Here is a 3,614-nt window from a genome sequence, read left to right as displayed (position 1 = left end):
CGGTTGGACCGCACGCTGAAAGCCGCCGACACCCGTGGGGTGTCGGCGGCTTCCTCGACTATTCCGTAACCCAGATCTCTTCCGGCAAAGGCGATCCGAGGGTGAACAGCGTGACGCCGTGCACGTTCTCTCCCGACATGACGGCCGGCACAGCCCGGGTATACCAGATGCCGGGGTTCAGCTCTACGAGCCGCTCCTGCACGGTTTTGTACGCTGCTTTACGTTCGTCCACGGTCTGACCGGTACGGCCGGCGTCCAGCGCGGCACTGAGTTCCGAGTCCTTGATGCCGAGCGTGTTGCCCGCGGAATCGCTGTGGAACGCCATCCACAGAGCGTTGTCGGGGTCCTGGATCACCGCCGACGAGATGGTCATGTCGAAGTCGCGAGCGCCGCTGCGAGCCGCGGCAGCGCCGTAGTCGACAACATCGACCTTGGCCTCGACGTTCTTGAAGGCGCTCAACTGCGCCTGCACCACCTCGCCCAGTGTCTTGCTCTCCGTGGTCGGGTAGGACAAGAAGGTGAATGAGACAGGCTTGCCCTCGGCGGCCAGTTCGTCGAACAGTTTCTGTGCGGCCTCCGCGTCGGTCTGCTTGAGCGCGATGTCGCTGAAGAATGGGGAGCCCTCCACGAAGAGCGTCTGGGGGATCTCGCCATTCCCGTTGTAGACGGCGGTGTTGATCGCATCCAGGTCCAGCGCGAGGGATACCGCCCGACGGGCCCGCTCGTCGTTGAACGGGGCGCGGGCGAAGTTCATGCCGATGAACTGACCGCCACCGGTCGGGGCGACCTCATACGAGTATCCGGCGGCCTCAGCCTTGTTCAGGTTCGACCAGTTGGTCTCCGAGGACAGGTCGGCACCGCCAGTCGTGATCGTGTTGATCCGCTGGTTGGCGTCACTCACCGTGCGGATGGTCATACTGTCGAGATAGGGCTTGGGTGCATCCCAGTAGCCGGGGTTCTTCTCAAGCTCGATCGCATCCTGGCGGGTCCACTTGGTGAGCGTGAACGGGCCGGCGCCCACCGGGTTCTCGTCGAACGCCGCCTGCCCCTTCTGCAGCGCCGCCGGGGATGCAATCCAGTTCAGACCACTGGAGATGATCGACTGCGCGAAGTGCGGATTCGGCGTTTTCATCGTGACCGTCAGAGTGCCGGGGTCGCTGACCTGCGTATCTGCGATCAGTCCCGCCCATCGGATCGTCGTCGACCTCACGGCGGGATCCCGCAGGCGGTCCCAGTTGAACTTGACGGCTGCGGCGTCGAGTGGGGTGCCGTCGGTGAACTTCAGGTCCGGCCGAAGCTTCAGGGTGAACGCGGACCCGCCATCGGTGGTGGAGAAGTCGGTGGCCATCTTGAATTCGATGTCGAGCGTGTCGACATCGTTGACCAGCAACGTGCCGTACAGCGCGTTGCCGAGCACCGGTTGGAACGCCCACATGTTGGTCAGCGCCGCCGGATCCAGGGACCGCGGTTCACCCATCTGCAGGACGTTGAGCGAACCGCCGGCCACCGGATCGCCCGCATCGGATGTGCCGGTAGCGGTGTCGTCGGAATTGGAACCGCCGCAGGCACTCAACAGCAGTGCCGCGGCGCATGCCGCGGCCACCGCGGGCAGAAAACGTCTGTGTCGGAACATCATGACCTCTCGGTAAGGCGGATCAGCGGGCAGCAAAGAGAAGAACGGACGGAGGTCAGTCGTGAGGGGTGAGTGAAAGCGTTGGGGCGGAGTGGGACCCGAATCGAAAACCCTCGACGGCATTCGGCCACGATCAACGCGGTCGGCACTCTCGGCCCGACCACCCACTCCTGAAAGTGACCGTGATCACACGCAGTATTGCCCTCCCCGGCTGAACACGCAAGTATTGCTATCCTTGTTATGATTGAAGTAATGTGCGCCAAGGGATTGACGACGGCATCAACGGCATCAACGGCGTCAAAGGCAGGAAGCGGTGGGACTGCGCACTCAGGCGGACCACACCCATCACGGAAATGCAGGCCCTGAACGTGCTCCGGATAGGTTGAGGAAGGATTCTCTCTGATGTTCTCGGCGGTTGTTATCGAGAAGGGCGAGGCCGGACAGACGGTTGCGCTGAAAAGCTTGCAAGAGGCGGACCTCCCGGACGGGAATGTCAGCATCGAGGTGGAATACTCCACCCTGAATTTCAAAGACGCCCTGGCCATTACCGGCAAATCACCCGTGGTACGAAAGTTCCCGATGGTGCCCGGAATCGATCTCGCCGGCATCGTCACCGAAAGCGCACACGCCGATTGGGCGAAGGGCGACCGAGTGGTGCTCAACGGCTGGGGTGTGGGTGAAAGCCATTGGGGTGGCCTCTCCCAGCGCGCACGCCTCAACGGCGACTGGCTGGTGCCTCTACCCTCCGAGTTCACCTCCCGACAGGCGATGGCCATCGGCACGGCGGGCTACACCGCCAGCCTCTGCGTGGAGGCCTTGTTGAACCACGGTGTGCGCCCGGAGCAAGGTGAAATTCTCGTGACAGGAGCCACCGGCGGCGTCGGCAGTGTCGCCATCGCCCTCCTGGCGAAGGCCGGCTTCACAGTGGCCGCCGGGACCGCGAAGACCTCGGAGGTCGAGTATCTCCAGCAACTCGGGGCGACCACGGTGGTGGACCGCGCGGAACTCGGCGCGCCGGGCAAACCCCTGCAGAAAGAGCGCTGGGCAGGCGTCGTCGACACCGCCGGTAGTCATACGCTGGCCAACGCGTGCGCACAGACGCGCTATGGCGGCGCGGTCGCCGCATGCGGCTTGGCGCAGGGCATGGATTTCCCGGCCTCGGTCGCCCCCTTCATTCTGCGCGGGGTGTCCCTGCTCGGGATCGACAGCGTGATGGCGCCGAAACCGCGACGCATAGACGCCTGGGCGCGGCTCTCACGGGATTTGGATGTGGCGGCACTCGATGCGATCGCCCAGGAAGTCTCGCTGAAGGACGCGATCACCGCGGCCGACCAACTCATGGACGGCGCGGTGCGTGGCCGCATCGTCGTCGACGTCAATCGATAGATCGGGAGTACGCAGTGACCAATTCGAACGAACCGCAGATCACCGAGCTCGACCTGTCCGACGTGGATCATCGCGTTGGCAAACCCGTTGGTGGAGCACAACTATGGGATCCTTGCAGTTCCTCCGATATCCGCCGCTGGGTTATGGCAATGGACAATCCCAATCCGCTGCACTGGGATCAGGAGTTCGCACGCGAATCCAAGTTCGGCGGCATCATTGCGCCGCAATCCATTGCCGTGGGCTTGGACTACGGGCACGGTGCGCAGCCCGCGTGCGTGGGATATATTCCGGGCAGCCACTTGATCTTCGGTGGCGAGGAATGGTGGTTCTACGGCTGTCCTGTGCGGCCGGGGGACAAGTTGTTCCAGGAGCGGCGCTTCCACGACTACAAAGTGGTGGAGACAAAATTCGCCGGCCCCACGATGTTTTCGCGTGGAGATACCACTCACACGAACCAAAACGGCGCCCTGGTGGCCCGTGAGCGCTCCACCGCCATCCGATATCTTTCCGCCGAAGCGACCAAGCGGGGCATGTACGACAACCAAGTCGGCACCGCGAAACGCTGGACGGATACCGAACTGGTCGAGCTCGAGAA

General features: G+C 63.4%; 3 protein-coding genes. 2 read left to right on the top strand and 1 reads right to left on the bottom strand.

Translation table 11 applies throughout. From position 1 onward, the window contains the following. Window positions 1-58: 58 nt before the first annotated feature. On the bottom strand, window positions 59-1,636 hold the full coding sequence (locus WAW17_RS31160) for an ABC transporter substrate-binding protein (RefSeq protein WP_422336695.1): 1,578 nt from the start codon (window positions 1,634-1,636) through the stop codon (window positions 59-61). A 399-nt stretch (window positions 1,637-2,035) separates the two neighbouring features. On the opposite strand from WAW17_RS31160, the gene WAW17_RS31155 reads away from it, so the two are divergent. Both WAW17_RS31155 and WAW17_RS31150 read left to right on the top strand, forming a co-directional pair. Beyond that, a complete protein-coding gene (locus tag WAW17_RS31155) occupies window positions 2,036-3,019 on the top strand; it encodes an MDR family oxidoreductase (RefSeq protein ID WP_422336694.1) in 984 nt (327 codons plus the stop codon). 14 nt (window positions 3,020-3,033) lie between these two features. After that, on the top strand, window positions 3,034-3,614 hold a 581-nt coding region (locus tag WAW17_RS31150; protein ID WP_422336693.1), incomplete at its 3' end, for an FAS1-like dehydratase domain-containing protein.

Origin of the sequence: Rhodococcus sp. (in: high G+C Gram-positive bacteria), from assembly GCF_049286785.1 — a bacterium.
Classification (GTDB): Bacteria; Actinomycetota; Actinomycetes; order Mycobacteriales; family Mycobacteriaceae; genus Rhodococcus_F.
The sequence above is the reverse complement of the archived record's forward strand: the minus strand, read 5'-3'. Positions and strand labels throughout refer to the sequence as shown.